The sequence below is a fragment of the Pseudomonas sp. FW305-25 genome (assembly GCF_017351415.1).
Classification (GTDB): domain Bacteria; phylum Pseudomonadota; class Gammaproteobacteria; order Pseudomonadales; family Pseudomonadaceae; genus Aquipseudomonas; species Aquipseudomonas chlororaphis.
In genome coordinates, this window is sequence record NZ_JACNDE010000048.1 from 1 (window position 1) to 20283 (window position 20283).

General features: G+C 64.3%; 21 protein-coding genes. 7 read left to right on the plus strand and 14 right to left on the minus strand.

The genetic code is table 11. The annotated features are described in order from the left end of the window. The 6 genes from J4E58_RS28795 to J4E58_RS28820 all read right to left on the minus strand — a co-directional run. Positions 1-373, minus strand: a 373-nt coding sequence (locus J4E58_RS28795) for an NUDIX domain-containing protein (protein WP_207255348.1), incomplete at its 3' end; no start/stop codon positions are given. Between the two features lie 103 nt (positions 374-476). After that, complete coding sequence (locus tag J4E58_RS28800) at positions 477-938, minus strand: DUF6392 family protein (protein WP_087090891.1); 462 nt, start codon at positions 936-938, stop codon at positions 477-479. Further along, positions 939-1400: a DUF6392 family protein gene (locus J4E58_RS28805; RefSeq protein ID WP_256583242.1), complete on the minus strand. Its 462-nt coding sequence runs from the start codon at positions 1398-1400 to the stop codon at positions 939-941. It lies immediately after the preceding gene. A gap of 8 nt (positions 1401-1408) precedes the next feature. Continuing rightward, positions 1409-1888 (minus strand): DUF6392 family protein, encoded by a 480-nt coding sequence (locus J4E58_RS28810; RefSeq protein ID WP_087090893.1) that lies wholly within the window; start codon positions 1886-1888, stop codon positions 1409-1411. 12 nt (positions 1889-1900) lie between these two features. Beyond that, the gene (locus J4E58_RS28815) at positions 1901-2371 is read right to left on the minus strand and encodes a DUF6392 family protein (protein ID WP_087090894.1); all 471 of its coding nucleotides are present in this window, start codon (positions 2369-2371) and stop codon (positions 1901-1903) included. Position 2372: 1 nt separating this feature from the next. Further along, complete coding sequence (locus tag J4E58_RS28820; RefSeq protein ID WP_087090895.1) at positions 2373-3764, minus strand: S-type pyocin domain-containing protein; 1392 nt, start codon at positions 3762-3764, stop codon at positions 2373-2375. Between the two features lie 287 nt (positions 3765-4051). On the opposite strand from J4E58_RS28820, the gene J4E58_RS28825 reads away from it, so the two are divergent. Beyond that, on the plus strand, positions 4052-4282 hold the full coding sequence (locus J4E58_RS28825) for a hypothetical protein (protein ID WP_007925461.1): 231 nt from the start codon (positions 4052-4054) through the stop codon (positions 4280-4282). Positions 4283-4287: 5 nt separating this feature from the next. Continuing rightward, positions 4288-5058, plus strand: coding sequence for a phytanoyl-CoA dioxygenase family protein (locus tag J4E58_RS28830; RefSeq protein WP_087090896.1), 771 nt, complete (start codon positions 4288-4290; stop codon positions 5056-5058). 12 nt (positions 5059-5070) lie between these two features. On the opposite strand, the gene J4E58_RS28835 is transcribed toward J4E58_RS28830, so the two are convergent. Then, a complete protein-coding gene (locus J4E58_RS28835; RefSeq protein ID WP_087090897.1) occupies positions 5071-5973 on the minus strand; it encodes a LysR substrate-binding domain-containing protein in 903 nt (300 codons plus the stop codon). A gap of 160 nt (positions 5974-6133) precedes the next feature. On the opposite strand from J4E58_RS28835, the gene J4E58_RS28840 reads away from it, so the two are divergent. Continuing rightward, the gene (locus tag J4E58_RS28840) at positions 6134-9202 is read left to right on the plus strand and encodes an FAD-binding and (Fe-S)-binding domain-containing protein (RefSeq protein WP_087090898.1); all 3069 of its coding nucleotides are present in this window, start codon (positions 6134-6136) and stop codon (positions 9200-9202) included. A 273-nt stretch (positions 9203-9475) separates the two neighbouring features. On the opposite strand, the gene J4E58_RS28845 is transcribed toward J4E58_RS28840, so the two are convergent. The 4 genes from J4E58_RS28845 to J4E58_RS28860 all read right to left on the minus strand — a co-directional run bounded on the left by J4E58_RS28845 (position 9476) and on the right by J4E58_RS28860 (position 12485). After that, positions 9476-9700 carry a hypothetical protein gene (locus tag J4E58_RS28845; protein WP_007925467.1) on the minus strand — a complete coding sequence of 75 codons (225 nt, stop codon included), beginning with the start codon at positions 9698-9700 and terminating at the stop codon, positions 9476-9478. A 202-nt stretch (positions 9701-9902) separates the two neighbouring features. Beyond that, the gene (locus J4E58_RS28850; RefSeq protein ID WP_087090899.1) at positions 9903-11438 is read right to left on the minus strand and encodes an FAD-dependent oxidoreductase; all 1536 of its coding nucleotides are present in this window, start codon (positions 11436-11438) and stop codon (positions 9903-9905) included. Positions 11439-11686: 248 nt separating this feature from the next. Continuing rightward, positions 11687-12145, minus strand: a complete 459-nt coding sequence (locus tag J4E58_RS28855; protein ID WP_087090900.1) for a metallophosphoesterase family protein — start codon at positions 12143-12145, stop codon at positions 11687-11689. 157 nt (positions 12146-12302) lie between these two features. Next, positions 12303-12485 (minus strand): hypothetical protein, encoded by a 183-nt coding sequence (locus J4E58_RS28860; protein WP_007925473.1) that lies wholly within the window; start codon positions 12483-12485, stop codon positions 12303-12305. 333 nt (positions 12486-12818) lie between these two features. Between J4E58_RS28860 and J4E58_RS28865 the strand changes: the two genes are divergently transcribed. Beyond that, positions 12819-14765: a PAS domain-containing sensor histidine kinase gene (locus J4E58_RS28865; RefSeq protein WP_087091168.1), complete on the plus strand. Its 1947-nt coding sequence runs from the start codon at positions 12819-12821 to the stop codon at positions 14763-14765. 54 nt (positions 14766-14819) lie between these two features. Here the strand turns inward: J4E58_RS28865 and J4E58_RS28870 are convergent, their stop codons facing one another. Then, positions 14820-16187, minus strand: coding sequence for a sodium:proton antiporter (locus tag J4E58_RS28870; RefSeq protein ID WP_087090901.1), 1368 nt, complete (start codon positions 16185-16187; stop codon positions 14820-14822). Positions 16188-16497: 310 nt separating this feature from the next. Here J4E58_RS28870 and J4E58_RS28875 point away from each other — a divergent pair, with 310 nt between their 5' ends. After that, a complete protein-coding gene (locus J4E58_RS28875; protein WP_087090902.1) occupies positions 16498-16728 on the plus strand; it encodes a hypothetical protein in 231 nt (76 codons plus the stop codon). 47 nt (positions 16729-16775) lie between these two features. Here J4E58_RS28875 and J4E58_RS28880 read toward each other — a convergent pair whose 3' ends face one another. Then, positions 16776-17333, minus strand: a complete 558-nt coding sequence (locus J4E58_RS28880; RefSeq protein WP_007925475.1) for an ATP-dependent Clp protease proteolytic subunit — start codon at positions 17331-17333, stop codon at positions 16776-16778. 197 nt (positions 17334-17530) lie between these two features. Between J4E58_RS28880 and J4E58_RS28885 the strand changes: the two genes are divergently transcribed. Beyond that, positions 17531-17740 (plus strand): hypothetical protein, encoded by a 210-nt coding sequence (locus J4E58_RS28885; protein WP_053261281.1) that lies wholly within the window; start codon positions 17531-17533, stop codon positions 17738-17740. Between the two features lie 157 nt (positions 17741-17897). Here the strand turns inward: J4E58_RS28885 and J4E58_RS28890 are convergent, their stop codons facing one another. Further along, positions 17898-19289: an aldehyde dehydrogenase family protein gene (locus tag J4E58_RS28890; RefSeq protein ID WP_087090903.1), complete on the minus strand. Its 1392-nt coding sequence runs from the start codon at positions 19287-19289 to the stop codon at positions 17898-17900. Positions 19290-19390: 101 nt separating this feature from the next. Here J4E58_RS28890 and J4E58_RS28895 point away from each other — a divergent pair, with 101 nt between their 5' ends. Further along, positions 19391-20281 (plus strand): putrescine utilization regulator PtrR, encoded by an 891-nt coding sequence (locus J4E58_RS28895; RefSeq protein ID WP_087090904.1) that lies wholly within the window; start codon positions 19391-19393, stop codon positions 20279-20281. Positions 20282-20283: the final 2 nt, after the last annotated feature.

Consider the following 20283-nt stretch of genomic DNA (forward strand, 5'->3'; position numbering starts at 1 on the left):
CATCTTTGTACATTTGATGCCAGGCTTCAGAGGGCTCACTCATTAATGGATGCCAGAAAAACCTGAACTCATGCCCTCCATCATCCTCAGTATGATGAACCCAGGTATCAGGGAGGTCCTGCGCGACATGGCACTCATGGAATGCCCACATCTGTCCGGTTATAGGCGAGCGCCACGCCCCCAAATCTCGTACCACCTTGCCTTGAATCCCGGCTTCCTCGACCAGCTCTCGGGCAGCGGCCATCTCGGTTGACTCTCCGGGTTCCACGCTACCCTTGACCAGTTGCAGACCTGCCAGCGGATGCTCAAACGCCAAGATTTCTAGCGTTTCACTGCTCCGTAGCACTACCGGACAGGCTTTATCTACTGTCATGCCATCTTCCTCTTGGCTTGTAATTTCGCATCCTGTTCAGCTGAAAAACCTTCCCGGAGGGGATACGGCGTTCATACCAAAGACCAGCATTGTCCCAGCAGAACTAAGCCTGTGATCTTTCGTTCAGCCTGAAGACGATACCTTCCACTTCCATTTCAACGGTGTACTTGAACAACACATGGACGCTCTTGGACATGCCTGGAAAACGATAGCTATCCCAGCCGCCTGTCATGCCGGAGATAGGAACTCTATAAGGCGCTCCTGACTCCAGCGGCTCGCCATATTGAGATTTAACCCACGCCTGATTCATCTTGGTTTTGAGCTGGTAGGGAAGGCTCCCTCGGTATATGGGTTCTCCTTCAAAAACCTCAAGAAAGGTAATGAACAGGTTTTCAAAACGTTGAGTGCTGGCCCAAAAACCCAATTCGACCCCTGGCTCCGGCGACACTGTCACCCTGTCGCTGTCATCAAAGATGCCCTTTGGTGGTCCTCCTGGGAGATACATTCCTGAGGCAATCATTTCGGGGTAGGTGCGGCCAAGGCATTTAACCAAGTCATCGATCATTTAAGCGTGTGATCTTTCGTTCAGCTCGAACACTATCGTTTCAACTTCCATTCTGGCGCTGTATTTAAAAACCACCTGTGTTCCTTTGGGAATGCTCGGAAAGCGATAAATGTCCCACCCTCCCGTCATGCCCCGTATGGGCATTTTGAAAGGTGCTTTTGACTCCAGTGGCTCTCCAAAGCGAGACCTTATCCACCCCTGATTCATTTGACTTTTAAGTTGGTAGGGTAGGCTTCCCTTGTAGAGGGACTTCCCTTGGAAGCTTTCCAGCAAGCTGATGAACAGCATTTCAAAGCGCTGACTCTTAGCCCAAAAACCTAATTCGATTCCAGGCTCAGGTGACATTGCCAAGGTGTCACTGTCCTCGAAAATACCTTTAGGCGGTCCACCTGGAAGATACATTCCGGAGGCAATCATTTCGGGATAGGTACGGCCGAGACTTTTAACCAAGTCATCGATCATTACTGCGTTCATATGCCCGTGTGTGATTTTTCGTTGAGCCTGAACACGATCCCTTCCACTTCCATGTCGACGGTGTACTTGAACCGCACATGGATATGTTTGGGGAAACCTGCAAAACGATAAGTATCCCAGCCGCCAGTCATGCCCAGCACCGGGATTCTATAGGGGGCTCCTGACTCCAGAGGTTCGCCGTGATGGGATCTGACCCATTGCTGGTTCATCTTGATTTCGAGGTGGTAGGGCAGTTTTCCTTTATAGGTTGACTGTTCTGGGAAGCGCTTTAGCAAGGAAATATATAAGGCTTCAAAGCGTTGGGTACTGGCCCAAAACTCAAGTTCGATACCTGCCTCCGGTGATATGGCTATGGTATCGCTGTCCTCGAAGATGCCTTTTGGTGGCCCACCCGGGAAATACATTCCGGAGGCAGTCATTTCAGGATAGGTACGGCCAAGGCTTTTGACCAAGCCATTGATAATTACAGTAGTCATCTCAATACTCACCTAAGTATTGGGCTCAGTGATTAACTTGAACATGACCCCCTCAACATTCATTTCAATGTCGTACTGGAACACAGTTTCAATATTTTTAGCAGTACCGGGAAGGTGATAAGTGTCCCAACCGCCAATCATGCCAAGTACCGGCATTTTAAAAGGTGCTTTTGATTCCAAAGGCTTGCCGTAATGGGACCTGACCCAGTTCTGGCTCATTCGGTGTCGGAGTTTGTAGGGTAAGCCACTCTCATAAACCGGGTCCTCGTCCGAGGTTTTGTGCAAGTAGATTTGGAGAGATTCAAAGTGTTGATTGGCCGAGAATCCTAAATCTATTCCGGATGCAGGAGACATGGAGCTGGTCTCATCACCTGCGAACATTCCTTTAGGTGGCCCACCAGGAAGGTACATTCCAGACGCTATCAATTCGGAATAAGTACTCCCCATACTTTTAATCAGGTCATCGATCATTGCTGCGTTCATATCAATACCAGCCTTGTTCTTGATGAAGGTTATGCAGGTCGGTGCGTGCACTTTCGATCTGATCTTCAGTGAAACCCATGTCTTGAAGGAATGGCTTGATCGCGTCGAGGTTGTTGTCTACTGCTGCGCGTAGATCGGCGGCATCCTCAATCTGTTTGGCCTTGGTGTTTCTACCCCCATACGTTTCACTATATTTTTGATGCACATTGCGCGGGATCGCCATAGCGGGTGCATTCCGCAGTATTTTTTGTAAATTTTGCCGGTCTATCTTCGGGTTGAGTCTAACTACATATTCTCTCAAAGCACCTTGCGACGGTATGTGATCAATATCCAACCCATCCTTGGCGCTTCTACTGGAAAGATCATTCGCCGGGCCGACTTCCAATGGGTTGACCAGGGGCTTGGCGAAGACCAGGTACAACGAGCGCAGGCCGCTGCCGATCGGGAAGGTGATGATGCAGTCTTCGACCTTGAGCTCGTCGATGGGCGCGCCCTGGAGTTGGCTGTCGCCGCCTTCGGCGATGGGGTGGACCATGAGGTTGGCCAGTTCGTCGGTCACCCCCGGGTAGGGCGTCGGGGCGGTGACCACCGGGCCGTTGTGCGGTGTCCAGGTGATGGTGAGTGTGCCGAGGTGGGCCTGCATGGCGTTTTTGTCGGCGTTCCAGTGGGCCTTGATCACCGGGACGCTGTCCTGGCCCGACTGGGCGCTGGTGTGGATGCCATGGATTTGCAGCACACCCTGGCGGTCGCGGCGGAACTGGAAGCGCACCCGGGTGGTGGCGGCGCGCAGCTCGCGCAGTTGTTCTTCGCTGTAGAAGGAATCGTCGCCAAGCCGGGTCGGGGTCATGGCCAGGAGCAGCACCTGTCCCGCCGGGCCGCCGAGGGTTCTGGCCGCGGTGCCGGCCATCTGCACTGACCAGGCGAAGCTCCTGAGGAGCCGTTCGCCGGCGACCCTGCCGAGCCCGACCTCGGTGGCCGAGGATGCCATCAGCATGGTCTTGCCGAAATTGCCCGCGGGCTCGCTGGCGCTGCCGGCCCGGGTGGTGCCCCAGGGCGCGCTGCTGATGGACTTGGCGAAGACCAGGTCGGTGCGAGGAGCGGGATCGGGCCACGGGTCTTGCCGAAGGTAGACCGGCTGCGGTTCGGGCACGGGGCAGAGCAGGCTGCCGCTGGCTGTGGCTGCGGAACTGTCGGTGACCAGCACCCAGTCGCCGTTTCTGACGGCGGCCAGAATCTCCCGATCGCTGTTGATCGTGTAGTGCTCGCGCAACAGCTCGTCCAACCCTTCAAGGCTTGACCTGTTGCGTTGCAGGGCCATGCGCACCTGGGTTTCGGCGAAATACGGATCGTGCGCATTCCATGCCTGCCGGTCGGAGGCTTTCAACAAGCGCATGTCAGTAAGCGCAAATCAGTAGATGCATGAGCGGCCCCGGCTTCTGGATAAGCCACGCATGCTAGGGGGCCATCCTGGCGCGGCGCTCTAGGCCCTTTCTGAAACGCTCGAAAGAAAACTCGCTTGTGGGCCGGCGATAAAACCGGCGATCCGTTTCTGGCGCTAAAAGCTGCCGTTCGTCACGGCGCACGGAGCGGGATTCAACTTTTGCCCACAATGATTTTCACAGCCGTTGTAAGGGCCGCACCAGGCCCGGAGGGGCTGCTATCCGCCGGAGGTTGAGCCAGATGAACGACGACTCCCTGGACGAAACGCTCGAGGAACGCCGTCAGCGCCGGGTGGCGCGGGCGCTGAGCCTGAACCCCGACGAAGTGGCGCGCTGGGTGGTGGCCATGGAAGAGGACGGCAGTGGCATGGGCTATGTCATCGAGTTTTCCGCCGCCACGCCGGTCGGGGTGCTGGCCAGGGTGCCGGGGCTGGGCAGCGACCGGCTGATCAATATCGGCCCCATCGACTAGCCGCCATGGCCCACGTCCAGCCCCCGCCAGCGCTGACCGCCGAGCGTCTACGGGCCTTGCACAGTGAGGGTTTCGTGCTGCTGCCCGGAGTGCTCGACGGGTTGCAGATCCAGCTGCTGCGCCGCGCTATCGACGGCCTCAAGCCCCAGCACTGGGACTACAGCGGCTTGCTCGAACACTACAAATGCGTGTTCAACCGCGACCCGCTGTGGCTGGCGTTTCTCGACCTGCCGGGGGTGATCGAGCTGGCCGAAGCGGCGCTGGGCGACGATTGCCATGTCATCGGCCAGACCGCCTGGCGCTGTCATCCGGGTTTCCAGGGGATGGGCCTGCACCTGGATTACCTGGCGCTGCAGCTGCCCCGCAGCCTGCTCAGCGATCCGGCCTTCGAGCTGCCGATGCAGATCTGCAGCTGCCACCTGTACCTGGACGATATCGACCAGGACCTGTGCCCGACCCGCGTGGTGCCGGGCAGTCATCGAGCCGGGCGGCCGCCACGGGCCGGCGAGGAACATTGGCATGGCCAAACTGCCCAGGCCGTGCTGTGCCAGGCCGGCGACGCGCTGATGTTTCGCAGCGAGCTGTGGCATGCCGGCAGCGAGAACAGCAGCGCCGAACGCATCCGCTACCTGCTGCAGGTGCACTATGGCCGGCGCATGGTGGCGCAGAAGTTTTCGCCGTACCTGCACTGGCGTTTCAACCCCGAGGTGCTGGCGGCGGCCTCGGCGCGCCAGCGGCGGTTGCTGGGTGAGCATGAGGAGGCCGAGTACGACTGAGCGAAGGGACTGTCAGCTGTCGGGAAAGGGGATCGACAGCAGCCAGCGGCTGAACGCCTGCAACGACGGCAGGTGCTGATAGCGGCTCGGGTAGGCCAGGTAATAGCCGCGGCCGCTGTCCACCGGCTCGAACAGCGCCACCAGCTCGCCGCTGTGGATCTCGTCCTGCACCAGGATGCGCGGCACCAGGCCGATGCCGATGCCGGCGACCACCGCCTGGATCAGATGCGCGGTCAACTCGAACCCTGGGCCCATGCGCATCGCCCGCGGATGCAGGCCGTTCTGCTCGAACCATTCGGGCCAGGCATCGGGACGCGACACCACGTTCAGCAGCAACTGCCCGGTCACCTCGGCGACGGACATCGAAGCGTGCTCGGGCAGGGCCTTGGGGCTGGCCACCACCGTGAGCTTTTCCGAGAGCAGCCGATGGGCCTCGTAGCCGGGCCAGTGGCCGGTGCCAGCGCAGATGATCGCGTGCATGTCGGCGGTGTCCTTCGACAGATCGCTGGTGACGATCCGCGAATGGATATGCACCAGGGTGCCCGGGTGGCTGGCGTAAAAGTCATGCATGCGCGGCAGCAGCCATTTCGAGCCGAAGGTCGGCAGCACCGCGAGGTGCAGCGGGCCGCCGCCGGCCTTGTGGGCGATGGTCTGCAAGGTGGCGTTGCGGATCCGCGCCAGGGCCGCCGCCAGTTCGTGGTGATACAGGGCGCCGGCGGCGGTCAGCTCGATATGCCGGCCGTCACGGCTGAACAGCGGCACTTCCAGCAGCGACTCCAGGGCCTGGACTTGGCGGCTGACGGCGCTCTGGGTCAGCGCCAGTTCTTCGGCGGCCTTGGTGAAGCTGCCATGCCGCGCCGCGGCCTCGAAGGCCACCAGCACCGACATCGACGGAGTGAGACGTCTGGGGTTCATTCATAAAACTCATGGAAAAAGCACATGAAATACATTTGCCCACGGTGCAAGGCTTTAGGAAAATAGGCTTTTTCGGCTGGCCGCCGCCCCTCGGGCTGCGTGCAAGCATACGTGTTTTGCATGCACCGCTGCGCCTTTTCTCTGCCTGGAAACCTTTTTGATGATTGCTCTGCTTGCCCCCGAACGTGACCCGCTGGCCCACTACCAAAGCTTCCTCGACGCCCTGGCCGCCGACGGTTTTCGTGGCGAGATCGCCCGTGACCTGGGCCTGCGCACGGTGCTGGCCACCGATAACTCGATCTACCAGCGGCTGCCGCAGGCCGCAGTTTTCCCCCGGGATGTCGCGGACGTGGAACGCCTGGCGCGGCTGGCGGCGAGCCCGGAACACCGCGCGGTGGTGCTCACTCCTCGTGGCGGCGGCACCGGCACCAACGGCCAGTCGCTGACCGACGGCATCGTGGTCGACCTGTCGCGGCACATGAACCAGATCCTCGAGATCAACGTCGAGGAACGCTGGGTGCGGGTGCAGAGCGGGGTGGTCAAGGACCAGCTCAACGCCGCCCTCAAGCCCCACGGCCTGTTCTTCGCCCCGGAGCTGTCGACCTCCAATCGCGCCACCGTCGGCGGCATGATCAACACCGACGCCAGCGGCCAGGGCAGCTGCACCTATGGCAAGACCCGCGACCACGTACTGGCGCTGAGTACCGTGCTGCTGGGCGGCAGCCGCCTGGACAGCGCGCCGATCGACAACCGCCAGTTGACCGAGGAGGCCGCGCAGCCCGGGCGCATCGGTGAGGTCTACCGCTGTGCTCAGGACATCGCCGACCACCAGGCCGAGCTGATCGAGGCGATCTTTCCCAAGCTCAATCGCTGCCTGACCGGTTATGACCTGGCGCACCTGCGCGAGAGTCCGGAGCAATTCAACCTCAACAGCGTGCTCTGCGGTTCCGAGGGCTCCCTGGGCTTTATCGTCGAGGCGCGGCTGAATGTGCTGCCGATTCCCCGGCACTCGATCCTGGTCAACGTGCGCTACGCCGGCTTCATGGATGCGCTGCGCGATGCCAAGGCGCTGATGGCGCTGAAGCCGCTGTCGATCGAGACGGTGGATTCCAAGGTGCTGATGCTGGCCATGCAGGACATCGTCTGGCATGGCGTGGCGCGGTATTTCCCCGAGCAGGCCGACACCCCGACCCTGGGCATCAACCTGATCGAGTTCAGCGGCGACGACCAGGAAGAGCTGGAGCAGCGGGTCGACGCCTTCGTCCGCCACCTGCAACAGGACAACTCGGTGGTGCGCCTGGGCCATACCCTGGCCATCGGCGCCCAGGCGGTGAACCAGGTGTACGCCATGCGCAAGCGCGCGGTGGGCCTGCTGGGTAACGTCCAGGGCGAGGCGCGGCCGCAGCCCTTTGTCGAAGACACCGCGGTGCCGCCGGAGAACCTGGCGGACTACATCCTCGAATTCCGTGCGCTGCTCGATGGCTACGGCCTGCAATACGGCATGTTCGGCCATGTCGATGCCGGCGTGCTGCACGTGCGGCCGATCCTCGACATGAAGGACCCCAAGCAGGCGGCGTTGATCCGGCCGATCTCCGATGCGGTGGCGGCGTTGACCCACAAGCACGGCGGCCTGTTGTGGGGCGAGCACGGCAAGGGCCTGCGCTCGCAGTACGTGCCGGACTATTTCGGTGAACTCTATCCGTCGCTGCAGGCCCTGAAGGCCGCGTTCGACCCGTTCAACCAGCTCAACCCCGGCAAGATCGCCACCCCGGCCTCGGTGCCGGAAGCGCGCCTGACCCAGGTCGACGAAGTGGTGCTGCGCGGCGAACTCGACCGCACCATCGACGAGCGCGTCTGGCAGAGCTATGACAGCGCCCTGCATTGCAACGGCAACGGCGCCTGTTACAACTTCGACCCGGACGACGCCATGTGCCCGTCGTGGAAGGCCACCCGCAACCGCATTCATTCGCCCAAGGGCCGCGCCTCGCTGATCCGCGAGTGGCTGCGCCTGCAGGGCGAGCAGGGGGTGGATGTGCTGAACGGCGGTGGCGCGCGGCTTTCCAACCTGGCCCGGCGCGTCTACAACAGCGCGGCGCGGCTGGCCGGGCGCGAGGACTTCTCCCATGAGGTGTACGACGCCATGGCCGGTTGCCTGGCGTGCAAGTCCTGCGCGGGGCAGTGCCCGGTCAAGGTCAATGTGCCGGAGTTCCGCTCGCGCTTCCTCGAGCTGTACCACGGCCGTTACCTGCGCCCGCTGAAGGATTACCTGATCGGCTCCCTGGAGTTCAGCGTTCCCTATCTGGCGCGCTTGCCGCGGCTGTACAACGCGCTGATCGGCGCGGCGCCGGTGAGCCGGGCGCTCCAGCACCTGGCGGGGATGGTCGACAGCCCGTTGCTCAGCACCCTGGATTTCCAGGCGGTGTGCCGCCGGCGCAACGTGCGCATGGCCAACGCCGCGCAACTGGCGGCGTTGTCTGCCGAACAGCGCGAACGCAGCGTGATTCTGGTGCAGGACGCCTTTACCCGGTTCTTCGAGACGCCGCTGGCGGCCGAGTGGCTGGAGCTGATCGAGCGCCTGGGCTTCCAGATCTACCTCGCGCCGTTCGCGCCAAACGGCAAGCCCTTGCAGGTCCAGGGCTTCCTCGGCGCCTTTGCCCGGGCCGCGCGCTACAACGCGCAGTCGCTGCTGAAGCTGCAGGCCAGCGGGGTGCCCCTGGTCGGCCTCGATCCGGCGATGACCCTGGTCTACCGCCAGGAATACCGCAAGACCCTGGGTGCGGCTCAGGCGCCCGAAGTGCTGCTGCCGCAGGAATGGCTGGCCCGGGTGCTGCCTGCAGTACCTAGTGAGGCATCGGCCGAAGCGAACCCGACCGCCGAGGCCGAGCCCTATCAGTTCCTTGCGCACTGCACCGAGAAGACCAACGAGCCGGGCAGCATCGGCCTGTGGCAACAGGTGTTCGCGCGCATGGGCCTGAAGCTGCAAGTGCTGGCCAGCGGTTGCTGCGGCATGTCCGGTACCTACGGCCACGAGGCCCGCAACCTGGCGACTTCGCAGGTGATCTACCAGCAGTCCTGGCAGCCGCTGGTGGCCCGCCACGGCCAAAGCGGCCGGCTGCTGGCCGACGGTTATTCCTGCCGCAGCCAGGTCAAGCGCCAGGAGGGGCAGGGCCTGCAGCATCCACTCCAGGCTCTGTTGGAACAACTGCGTAAACGCCCTCTAGCGACCTGACGACAGGGGGCGATGTAGCCGCTGCCGAGCCCGCGAGGCTGCGTACGGCAACGCAGTTGCCGCAAAGCCTGAGTCCGTGGTCTGCCTGGAAAAACGCGGTGTCCGGTCCAGCGCCCGCTGCGCGGTCGTGCGCAGCCTGCGGCAGCGGCTACACAGGTAACGTGGTTCCTGTAGCCGCTGCCGAGCCTGCGAGGCTGCGCCCGGTTTGGGCGGCATTCCGACGCAGCGACCGCAAACCCAGCATCCCGGATCTTCCCGCCGGCGCGGGGGGCTTCAGTCGGTGCCGTCCATCAACTGCTTGATGCGCAGCCAGTCGTTGCGCGCTTCCAGGTACTTTTCGTTGGCCCGCTGCTTGGCGCTGCTGAACAGGGCCAGGCGGTCGTCGTCGACATGGTCGGTGTTAAGCAGCTCATAGGCCTGGACATCCAGGCGGTCGGCTTCGGCAAACAGCCGGGCGTTGTTCGCCAGCTCCCGGTTGATTCGTTCTGTCCTGCTCATGGATGCATCGTCCTCCTTAATCCTGCATAGGGCCGGCCACGGCAAGACACCTGAGCCCATGGGTAGTCACCTTGCACCGGGTGCCTCGGCCGCTGGCCGAGCTATCGAGACCCTGCCTGAATTTGGAGAATCGCCTTTTACCCGGGGTTCCATGGCGCTGCCGAGTGGTTGTCGGCAGCGCGCGGATGGGCGCGGGTCAAGGTTATTCCGGCGTGCCATGGATCAGCTCCAGGGCCTCGCTGCGCGACAGCGGCCGCTGCATGCGCTGCGACAACAGGGCCATGGCCCGCGGGTATTCGCAGGCGACCACCGACTCCACCTGTTCGTTGAAGCACAGCAGGGCGATAAAGCGGTACTGCTCCGGCTCGCCCTCGAAGACGATCTGGTTCCACCGGCGGGCATGGCCGAGCACCTCGAAGGTCTGGTCGTAGAAATAGGTCCAGAAGAACGGCACCACGCTGAAACTCAGCTGTTCGCCGAGCATATTGCAGGCGGCGAGCCGGCCCTGTTGCTGGGCCACGCGCCAGTGTTCGATACGCTGCGTGCGGCCGTCGCAGGGGTAACTCACGAGATCGCCGGCCGCCCACAGACCATCGGCCACGGCCAGGCCGGCATCGGCCTTGAGCGAACCGTCCTCGGCCCGGTCGAGGCCTTCGACGAAGGCCGTGGCAGGGCTGACGCCGATGCCGAACAGCACCAGGTCGACGGCGATGCGCTGGTCGTTGTCGAGGACCACCTGTTGCACCTGGCCCTCGCCGACCAGGGCCCGGGCTTCGCAACCGGCGTGGTAGATCACCCCGTGTCGTTCGTGCAGGGCTCGTATGGCGCTGCCGATGCGTTCGCCCAACTGGTGTTGCAGCGGTACCGGATGGCGACCGATCAGGTGCACCATCAGCCCGCGTTTGCGCAGGGCCGAGGCGGCTTCCAGGCCGATAAAGCTGTCGCCGACGATCGCCACGCGTTTACCGGGGAGGGCCTGTTCCAGTAGGCGCGCGGCATCCTCCCGCGAGCGCAGCATGAACACCCCCGGCAGGTCGGCGCCTTCGATGGCCGGCAGGCGCGGCTCGGCGCCGGTGGCCAGGAGCGCGGCGTCGTAGTCCAGGCGCTGGCCGTTGGCCAACAGGATCTGCCGCCGTCCCGGGTCGAGGCGCAGGACCTCGGTCTGCAGCACCTGTAGATCGGCCTTGCGATAAAACTCCGGCTCGAGCAGGGGCGGAACCTCCGCCGGCGGCATTTCGCCGGCCAGCACGTATTTGCTCAAGGCGGTGCGGTCATAGGCGGGCCGCGCTTGCTTGTCGATCCAGGTCAGGTTCCGGGCGTAACCCTTGGCCCGCAGGGTCGCTACCGCGGCTGCCCCGGCGGCGCCGGCGCCGATCACCAGCAACCGGCGCGAGTCGGCCTGCCGTGGCGGGGCGGGTTCGGCCATGGGCTGGTCGGCAACCCAGACCCGGTTGTCATGGCGGATGTCGACTTTGTAGCGCTTGAGGCTCGCCAGCGGAGGCGGCTCGCAGACCAGCCCGCTGTCACAGGCAAAGGCGCCCTTGTGCCAGGGGCAGATCAGTCGCCCCTGATACACCGCGCCCTGTTCCAGTGGCGCCCCGGCGTGGGGGCAATCGGCCTGGTAGGCCTGGACCTGATCGCCGGTGCGAACCAGCAGCACGGCTTCGGCGCCGACCTGGACCCGGGTGCCGCGGTCTTCGGGCAACTGGTCGAGGCGGGCCACGACATAAAAGGTCATCGCTTTTCTCCTGCGCATTGCGCGCCCTCGGCCATCCTTGCGCGCCACCTTCTCGGGGGCGCGGGGCCGGGTACGGAATCTTCTGCTCGAGGGCGCAACGCGGCCCGGCCAAGTGGCTTCGCGCGGCTTTCGTCATGAACGCCGCCAATCGCTGGATTAAGTGTGGACCCTGCAAAGCCCGGCCGAAGGGCGCGCTCCGATAGCCGGTCATGCCCGGGCCTGGGCCAAGCCGCTAGACAGCCAGGCCGCTAGACCGCCAGTTCGATCAACCGGCCTTCGACCTGGCCGGCCTCGATGGTCAGGCAGGCCAGGCTGACCGGCAACTTGAAGCGCCTTGGCCCGGCGCTGCCCGGGTTGATGTAGAGCACATCGTCCTGCCAGAACTGCAGTGGCCGGTGGGAGTGGCCGGTGACCACCACCCGCACGCCCGGCGGCAGGGGCTTCGGCACCTCGGCCAGGACATGGCAGAGCAGCAGGTCGACGCCATCGAGCTGCACGGTGACGTGATGGGGTAGTGCCCGGGCCCAGTCATGGGGCTGATCGACATTGCCGAATACCGCGGTCACCGGCGCCAGGTGTCCGAGGGTGGCGAGCATCTGCGGGTCGCCGATATCGCCGGCATGCAGGATATGCGCGCAGCCCTGCAGCGCCGCCAGCGCGCCGGGACGGAGCAAACCGTGGGTGTCGGAGATCAGGCCTATTTTCATGCGTCGCTTTTCATCGAAGGCTGTCTAACGTGGTTTCACCGTGGTGCAAGCATAGCCGGTCGCGCTCGACGACAACCGGCGCGGGCAGGCCGGTGGCATGGGCGGTCCGGGCAAAAAAAGCCGGAGTGCGTCAGGGACGACACTCCGGCGTTGTGGATCAGGCTTTGCGGGTACCGCCGCCGGAGCCTTGGGTGCCGCCTTTCTTGCCTGCGTCAGGGGCTTTTTGCCGATCGGCGGGGATGTTGCCCCCCGAGCCCTGGCCGCCGGATTTCTTGCCGGCCGGGGAGGGTTTTTGAGTGTCCTTGTTGCCCATGAGTGGGTTTTTTCCGCTGGTAGCCATTTTTTCAATCCTCGATAGTGAGCGATTTGACACCTCGCAAGATTGGGAAACACAACCGCAAACGAAAGTTTGAAAAAGTTTCTTGCGGGACGACGAGTGGCGGGGGATCGATTGCCAGCGGGCAGTTGTCCAACATGAAGTCGGTTTATAGGGCCTGCGGGATCGAGTTGTATGTTCAATTGGAGGACCGGGGGCCTAGCGGTCTGACTGAACGATGCGCGGCATTTGCCGGCTGGCTGGCCGCACTTGCGTTGGCCGCGTGCCGATGGCCAGACAACCGACCCTACTGGCCCATGCGCAAGAATGCATAAAAATAGCCTGGCGGAGACCGATATGGCTGATCAGCCGCGCAGAGTTCTGGACGAGGACCGTTTTCGCTTGCTGGTCGAAGCGGTGGTCGACTACGCGATCTACATGCTCGATCCCCAGGGCATCGTCACCAGTTGGAATGCCGGCGCCAGGCGGTTCAAGGGTTACCAGGAAGCGGAAATCCTCGGTGCGCACTTTTCCTGTTTCTACACCCCCGAAGACCGCCAGGCCGGCTTGCCGGAACGCGCGTTGCATACCGCGCTCACCGAGGGGCGTTTCGAGGGCGAGGGCTGGCGGGTGCGCAAGGACGGTACGCGCTTCTGGTGCCATGTGGTGATCGACCCGATCCGCGATTCCAGCGGGCAGCTGCTGGGTTTCGCCAAGATCACCCGCGACCTGACCGAGCGCAAGATCGCCGAAGAAACCCTCAAGCAGAGCGAGCAGCAGTTTCGCCTGCTGGTGCAGAGCGTCACCGACTACGCCATCTATATGCTCGACCCCGACGGTCGGGTCAGTAGCTGGAACCTCGGAGCGCAGCGGATCAAGGGCTACCTGCCGCAGGAAATCATCGGCGAGCATTTCTCGCGCTTCTACACCGAGCAGGATCGCCTCGACGGCGTGCCCCAACGGGCCCTGGAAGTCGCCACCCGCGAAGGCCGTTTCGAGAAGCAGGGCTGGCGGGTACGCAAGGACGGTACGCAGTTCCTCGCCCATGTGATCATCGATCCGATTCGTGGCGATGCCGGTGAGCTGTTGGGGTTCGCCAAGGTCACCCGCGATATCAGCGAAACAGTCGAGGCCCAGAAGGCCCTGGAAAGTGCCCGCGAGGCGCTGTTCCAGGCACAGAAACTGCAAGCCATCGGTCAGCTCAGCGGCGGCATCGCCCATGACTTCAACAACCTGCTGACGGTGATCCTGGGCAACCTGGAGCTGGCGCGCAAACGCATCGGCGACGACCCGAAACTCTCGCGCCTGCTGGACAATGCGGTGGTCGGCGCCGAGCGTGGGGTGTCGCTGACCCAGCGCATGCTGGCCTTTGCCCGGCGCCAGGAACTCAAGACCGAGCCCGTGGCCCTGACGCAGCTGATGACCAACCTCAGTGGCTTGCTCGGCAGCTCGCTGGGGCCCCAGGTGACCATTCTCACCGAGCTGCCCGAATCCCTGCCGACGGTGCTCGCCGACGTCAACCAGCTGGAGTTGGCAGTGCTCAACCTGGCGACCAATGCCCGCGATGCGATGCCGGGCGGCGGCACCCTCGTGTTCAAGGCCGATCTGTGCGACAGCGGCCAGGCCGCCGGCGTCAACCTGCCCCATGAGCGTTATGTGCGCCTGTGCGTGATCGACAGCGGCGAAGGCATGGACGAGCAGACCCTAGCCCTGGCCGCCGATCCGTTTTTCACCACCAAGGGCGTGGGCAAGGGCACGGGTCTTGGCTTGTCGATGGTGCATGGCCTGGCGGAGCAATTGGGGGGGCGGCTGATCCTCAAGAGCCTCAAGGGGCAGGGCACCACCGCCGAGTTGTGGTTGCCCCTGGCGAGCCAGGCGACTCCCGTCGTCCCGCCTCGCTTGCCGGCTCCGGACTCGCAGCAGCAGCCTTTGTGCGTGCTGGTGGTCGACGACGACAGCCTGGTGCTGACCAGTACCACGCTGCTGCTCGAAGACCTCGGACACCAGGTGCTCTGCGCGATGTCCGGCGCCCAGGCGCTGCAACGTTTCGCCGAATACCCGGCGATCGATCTGATGATCACCGACCTGGCGATGCCGATGATGGACGGCGGACAACTGGCGAGCGCGGTGCGCGAGCTGCGCCCGGACCTGCCGATCATTCTCGCCAGCGGTTACGCCCAGCGCCTGGATGGGCTGGCCGCGGCCTTGCCGCGGGTGCCCAAGCCCTATACCCAGTTGCAGTTGATCGAGGCGCTGGCGCAAGCGGTGAGACAAACGCCGTCCAGCCTCAGGACGTGCCGCTGACCGGTTGAGCTCGCCGGGCGCCGACAATCTCCAGGCGCCCTGCATTCTGCTGGCTTATCCCGGTGCCCGGTCGGGATGGCGCCGGCGTTTCTTATTGCGTTCGTAGCGGGCGAGCATCGGTTGGGTGCTCAGGCCGTGGGCCAGGATGCTCAAGGCCACCACCGACAGGGTGAGGTTGGCGCTGGCATCGGCCAGCGCCGGGTCGAGGCCGTGGTTGAGGGCATAGAACAGGTAATAGAGGCTACCGATGCCGCGGATACCGAACCAGCCGAGCAGCAGGCGCTGGCGGCCGTCGAGCAGGCGGCCCCAGGGGATCAGCAAGACGCTGAGCGGGCGGATCAGCAGGAACAGCAGGGCGCCGACGGTCAGCGCATGCCACTCCCAATGGGCGACCAGCACCACGCCGAGCAGGGTCACGAGGAACACTTCCATGGCCCGTTCCACCAGGCCGCCGAAGGCCAGCATGTCGCCGAGCATGATGCCCGCCGCGACCTGGCTCTCCTGCAGGGCCTCGACGTCGCCATGCACCGCCTGCGTCGGATCGACATGCTGGTGGCCGACCACCGGTTGCACCAGGTGTTCGGCCGGCGCCCGGGCATGGTCGCTGGAGTGCACCTCAGCCTGGCGCAACCCCAGGGCGGCGGCGAACACCGCGAGAAAACCGTAGCCGTGGATCAATTCCGCCACCACATAGGCCAGGGCGATCAGGGCGAAGGTCAGGTAGTCGTTCGGCGAGACCGTGCTGTCGGCGTGCTTGATGCGCAGGTGCAGGGTCAGGTGGCCGAGGCCGCGGCCCATCCAGTAGCCGCTGAGCAGCCCCGCGGGTACCGCCCAGAGCAGGCTGAACAAGGCCCAGTCGCCGAGCCAGGCGCCGGGGTCGTCGCCCTGGCGGGTCAGCAGCAGGCCGAGGATCACGAAGGGAAACGCTACGCCGTCGTTCAGCCCGGCCTCGCCGGACAGGCCGAAGCGCACCCGGTCGTAGTCCTGGGCGTCGCTGACCTGGACCAGGGTCGCCAGCACCGGGTCGGTCGGGGCGAGGATCGCGCCGATCAGCAGCGCCGGTCCCCAGGGCATGTGCAAACCGTAGTGCAGCAGCAGGCCGACCCCGGCGATCGACAGCAGCATCACCGGCCCGGCCAGGCCGAACGCGATGCGCCAGCTGCGGCTGTTGAGCGGCAACCTGAGCTTGAGGCCGCTGACGAACAGCGAGAACAGCACCGCCACTTCGGTCAGGTGTTCCATCCAGCCCGCGGCCTGGTGGATGTCCAGTTGCAGCAGGCCCAGGCCGGCGGGGCCGATGGCGATCCCCAGCGCCAGGCAGACCACCGAGGTGGTCACGGGCATCCAGCGCAGGTAGGAGGAGGTCAGCGCGAGGATCAGCAGCACCGCGCCCAGGACCGCGACCCAGGCAATGAAGGTCATGCCGGCCTCGGGTCGCGCGCAGCGAGGCTGCCTTGAGTGTTGGCAGGCCCGGCCAGCGGCGCGGCGATCATGAACGGGCTCGGGACGACAGGCATGGACAGATCCTCATGAGCGCGGACGTACAAGGCAGGAACACTCGCCAGCTCGAAACAGCGGGCCCTCAAGCTGAAGACGCCCGCCAGGCCCGGACGTTCCACCGGAGAGCCGTACGGCAGGCGCCATGGCCATTCGTCCAGTGCTTCGCACCCGGGGCGCGGGCCGGTATCGAACAAGAACAGGCAATGCCGTCCGGACCGATACGGAGGTGCTTATGACTCGCCAGCCCGTTGATCCGCGCAACGATCCGCAGAACGATCGCACGCGCGCCCCCGAACCGCTGGAACCGCAGGATGCCCACGGGTTGCCCGGCTACCCCGGGCGGGCCGCGTCCAGGGATGAGAAACCGCTCGCCAGGAGCCCGGCCAATCGCCCAGAGCCCGAACCGGGCGCCACTGAACCGGGCAACGAAACCCCGGAACAGGACAACGAAAAGTCCGGTTGAGGCCTTGGCGCAGCGACGGGGCCGCCTGGTCGCCCGGGGCAACAGGGTCAGCCGCCCGAGACTTTCCAGTGCCTGACGTCGTCGGCGAAGACCACCTGGCGCACCTCGTGGGCGATGCCGTAGGCCAGCGACTCATGGGCGGCGATGACCTTTTCCTCGGCCGACAGGCATTTGAAGATATCCAGCTGGGTCGCCGCGTCGGCGGTTTCCAGCTCGTAGATTTTCACGTAGCGCGCCAGGTCGTTGTCCAGGCTGGAGAGGTATTCGCGCAGGCGCTGGTGATCCACCGAGCTCTGGCTGAAGTACCAGTTCATCGGATGGATCAGAAAGCGCGAATGCGGCGCGGTGATGCGCCGGTTGGCGGCGAGAAACATGATGATGCCCATGGACTCGATGTTGCCGGCGTTGATCGCGCACAGCGGCACCGGCAGCGATTTGAGAAAGGTGTAGAGGGTGAAGCCGAAGTTGGTGCTGCCGCCGGTGGTGGAAAGATTTAGCAGCAGCGAGGTGGCGCCTTGTTCGATGGCTTCCAGGCAACTGTCGCGAAAGCGTTCGGTGGTGCCCTGGTCGATCTGGCAGTGAAAATGCACGATGTGCTCGGTCATCGGACGGCCTCCCGGTGTGGGCCACGGTGCGTGACCTGGCTCTACGATTGAGCCCGGGTGGCGGCGAAAGTTTCGCTGAGCAGGTGTCTGGCCAGGAGGGCCGGGCGACCGCTCATCCATTGCCCTGCACCCCCTGGCCCGGCCCGGTGCCTAACGGAGTAGGGCCCGGATTCACCGGGCCTGCCGTGAGGTGCACCATGTCCCAGTCGATGCATGACCCCAGCGAGCCCCGCACTCCTGAACCCGACCCTCTGCAACCGGCTCGCCGGCACGACCCGGTGATCGATCCCAACGTCAACGGCGATGCCGAACGCGATAAGCGGCGTGACGATGACAGGGAGCGGCCAATGATCCCCGATCTGCCGGCACCGAACGAACCGACGCCACTGTCCGATGACCGCCGCTGACCGTGACACGACGGGTGGCTGAAGGAACAGGAGACCCACTGTAGGAGCGAGGCTTGCCCGCGATGAGCCTGAGAACGCCGCGCGTATAGGCTGGATTCACGTCATCGTTGGCGATCATCGCGAGCAAGCTCGCTCCTACAGTGTCGGGGGTGGGGGATCAGTTGCGGTCCAGCCACACCGTCTGCGCGTTGCAGAACTCGCGGACGCCGAAGTGCGACAGCTCACGGCCGAAGCCGCTTTTCTTCACGCCGCCGAAGGTCACCCGCGGATCGCTGGCGCAATAGCCGTTGATGAACACGCCGCCGGTTTCCAGCTCGGCGGTCAGGCGTTCGGCCAGGGCGACATCCCGGGTGTAAATAGTCGAGGCCAGGCCGAATTCGCTGTCGTTGGCCAGTTCCAGGGCGTGTCGGGCATCCCGGGCACTGATGATCGAGGCCACGGGGCCGAACAGTTCCTGCTTGAACGAGGTCATCCGGTCGGTGACGCCGGCCAGCACCGTCGGCAGGTAAAAGTTGCCCGGGCCCTCGGCCTTGGCGCCGCCCAGCAGCAGGGTCGCGCCTTCGCTCAAGGTGGCCTGCACTTGTTCGTCCAGTTCGTCGCGCAGGTCGAAGCGCGCCATGGGGCCGATGTAGGTGGCGTCGGCCAGCGGATCGCCGACTACCAGCTGGCGAGTGGCGGCGACGAACTTCTCGGTGAAGGCCTCGACCACCCCTTGCTCGACGATCAGGCGCTTGGCGGCGGCGCAGACTTGCCCGGTGTTCTGGTAGCGGCCGATGACCGCGGCCTGCACGGCGGCGTCCAGGTCGGCGTCGTTGAGCACGATAAAGGGGTCGGAACCGCCGAGTTCCAGCACGCATTTCTTCAGGGCCGCGCCGGCCTGGGCGCCGATGGCCATGCCGGCGCGTACGCTGCCGGTCAAGGTCACGGCGGCGATCCGCGGATCGGCAATCGCCCGGGAGACGCCGTCCGCGGTGACGTTGATCACCTCGAACACGCCTTGCGGGAAACCGGCGCGTTGGAAGGCTTCCAGCAGCAGGTAGGCGCTGCCCATGACGTTCGGCGCATGCTTGAGCACATAGGTATTGCCGGCGATCAGCGCCGGCACCGCACCGCGCAGCACCTGCCAGATCGGGAAGTTCCACGGCATCACCGCGAGGATCGGGCCCAGCGGCCGGTACTCGATGCGCGCCTTGCCGCTCGGCACCGCGGCCGGCTCGGGGGCGAGCATCGCCGGGCCTTCGGCGGCGTACCATTCGCAGAGCTGCGCGCACTTCTCGATCTCGCCGCGGGCCTGGGCGATTGGCTTGCCCATTTCCAGGGTGATGCTGCGGGCCAGGGTTTCGCCGTTGTCGCGCAGGGCCGTGGCCAAGGCCTGCAACAGGGCCGAGCGCTGTTCCAGGCTGCTGCGGCGCCACTGGGCGGCGGCCAAGGCGGCGCGGGCGAGGGCGGCGTCCAGCGCCTCGGCGGATTCATAGGGGTAATGGGCGATCTGCTCGCCCGTGGCGGGGTTGATCGAAAGGGCGTGTGTCTGGCTAGAAACCGGGGTCATGGCAGCGTCCTGTGGGCTGGGGAATGGTCGCAGGTTAGGCTGGTACATGGCTTATGAAAACTGAATAATAAAGAGCCTATCTTTCACGTTTGGAGAATGAGATGGACCTGGTGCAGCTGGAAATCTTCAAGGCGGTGGCCGAGCAGGGCAGCATCAGCGCCGCGGCGCAACTCATCCACCGGGTGCCATCCAACCTGACCACGCGTATCAAGCAGCTGGAGCAGGATTTGGGGGTGGAGCTGTTTATCCGCGAGAAAAGCCGCCTGCGCCTGTCGCCGGCCGGCTGGAGTTTCCTCGACTACGCCCGGCGGATTCTCGACCTGGTGCAGGAAGCGCGGCTGACGGTCGCTGGCGAAGAACCCCAGGGCCCGTTCTCCCTCGGCTCCCTGGAGAGCACGGCGGCGGTGCGGATTCCGGCCTTGCTGGCGGCCTATAACCAGAAGCACGTCAAGGTCGAGCTGGACCTGTCCACCGGCCCCTCCGGGACCATGATCGATGGCGTGCTGTCCGGGCGCCTGACCGCGGCCTTCGTCGATGGCCCGGTGCTGCACCCGAGCCTGGAAGGCGTGCCGGTGTTCGACGAGGAAATGCTCATCATCGCGCCGCTGGGGCATGCGCCCATCACCCGCGGGCGCGACGTCAACGGCGAGAGCATCTACGCCTTTCGCGCCAACTGCTCCTACCGCCATCACTTCGAACGCTGGTTCAGCGAGGATGGCGCGGTGCCCGGCAAGATCCACGAAATGGAGTCCTACCACGGCATGCTGGCCTGCGTCAGTGCCGGCGCCGGCCTGGCGCTGATGCCGCGCAGCATGCTGGAAAGCATGCCGGGCTGCAGCACGGTGAGCATCTGGCAGCTGGCGCAGCCGTTCCGTTTCCTGCAGACCTGGCTAATCTGGCGCCGCGGCACGGTATCGCGCAGCCTGACCCACTTCGTGCGCTTGCTGGAGGAGACGCAGCCGCAAGCTACAAGCTACGAGCGGCAAGCTTAGAG

What these genes read in the sequence shown, in the direction of transcription:
- J4E58_RS28845 (WP_007925467.1), bottom strand. Translation starts at nt 9,700, where the DNA reads ATGAGCAGGACAGAACGAATCAACCGGGAGCTGGCGAACAACGCCCGG.
- J4E58_RS28890 (WP_087090903.1), bottom strand. Translation starts at nt 19,289, where the DNA reads ATGACCCCGGTTTCTAGCCAGACACACGCCCTTTCGATCAACCCCGCC.
- J4E58_RS28885 (WP_053261281.1), top strand. Translation starts at nt 17,531, where the DNA reads ATGTCCCAGTCGATGCATGACCCCAGCGAGCCCCGCACTCCTGAACCC.
- J4E58_RS28860 (WP_007925473.1), bottom strand. Translation starts at nt 12,485, where the DNA reads ATGGCTACCAGCGGAAAAAACCCACTCATGGGCAACAAGGACACTCAA.
- J4E58_RS28895 (WP_087090904.1), top strand. Translation starts at nt 19,391, where the DNA reads ATGGACCTGGTGCAGCTGGAAATCTTCAAGGCGGTGGCCGAGCAGGGC.
- J4E58_RS28805 (WP_256583242.1), bottom strand. Translation starts at nt 1,400, where the DNA reads ATGATCGATGACTTGGTTAAAAGTCTCGGCCGTACCTATCCCGAAATG.
- J4E58_RS28830 (WP_087090896.1), top strand. Translation starts at nt 4,288, where the DNA reads ATGGCCCACGTCCAGCCCCCGCCAGCGCTGACCGCCGAGCGTCTACGG.
- J4E58_RS28825 (WP_007925461.1), top strand. Translation starts at nt 4,052, where the DNA reads ATGAACGACGACTCCCTGGACGAAACGCTCGAGGAACGCCGTCAGCGC.
- J4E58_RS28835 (WP_087090897.1), bottom strand. Translation starts at nt 5,973, where the DNA reads ATGAACCCCAGACGTCTCACTCCGTCGATGTCGGTGCTGGTGGCCTTC.
- J4E58_RS28850 (WP_087090899.1), bottom strand. Translation starts at nt 11,438, where the DNA reads ATGACCTTTTATGTCGTGGCCCGCCTCGACCAGTTGCCCGAAGACCGC.
- J4E58_RS28880 (WP_007925475.1), bottom strand. Translation starts at nt 17,333, where the DNA reads ATGACCGAGCACATCGTGCATTTTCACTGCCAGATCGACCAGGGCACC.
- J4E58_RS28875 (WP_087090902.1), top strand. Translation starts at nt 16,498, where the DNA reads ATGACTCGCCAGCCCGTTGATCCGCGCAACGATCCGCAGAACGATCGC.
- J4E58_RS28840 (WP_087090898.1), top strand. Translation starts at nt 6,134, where the DNA reads ATGATTGCTCTGCTTGCCCCCGAACGTGACCCGCTGGCCCACTACCAA.
- J4E58_RS28820 (WP_087090895.1), bottom strand. Translation starts at nt 3,764, where the DNA reads ATGCGCTTGTTGAAAGCCTCCGACCGGCAGGCATGGAATGCGCACGAT.
- J4E58_RS28815 (WP_087090894.1), bottom strand. Translation starts at nt 2,371, where the DNA reads ATGAACGCAGCAATGATCGATGACCTGATTAAAAGTATGGGGAGTACT.
- J4E58_RS28855 (WP_087090900.1), bottom strand. Translation starts at nt 12,145, where the DNA reads ATGAAAATAGGCCTGATCTCCGACACCCACGGTTTGCTCCGTCCCGGC.
- J4E58_RS28810 (WP_087090893.1), bottom strand. Translation starts at nt 1,888, where the DNA reads ATGACTACTGTAATTATCAATGGCTTGGTCAAAAGCCTTGGCCGTACC.
- J4E58_RS28800 (WP_087090891.1), bottom strand. Translation starts at nt 938, where the DNA reads ATGATCGATGACTTGGTTAAATGCCTTGGCCGCACCTACCCCGAAATG.
- J4E58_RS28865 (WP_087091168.1), top strand. Translation starts at nt 12,819, where the DNA reads ATGGCTGATCAGCCGCGCAGAGTTCTGGACGAGGACCGTTTTCGCTTG.
- J4E58_RS28870 (WP_087090901.1), bottom strand. Translation starts at nt 16,187, where the DNA reads ATGACCTTCATTGCCTGGGTCGCGGTCCTGGGCGCGGTGCTGCTGATC.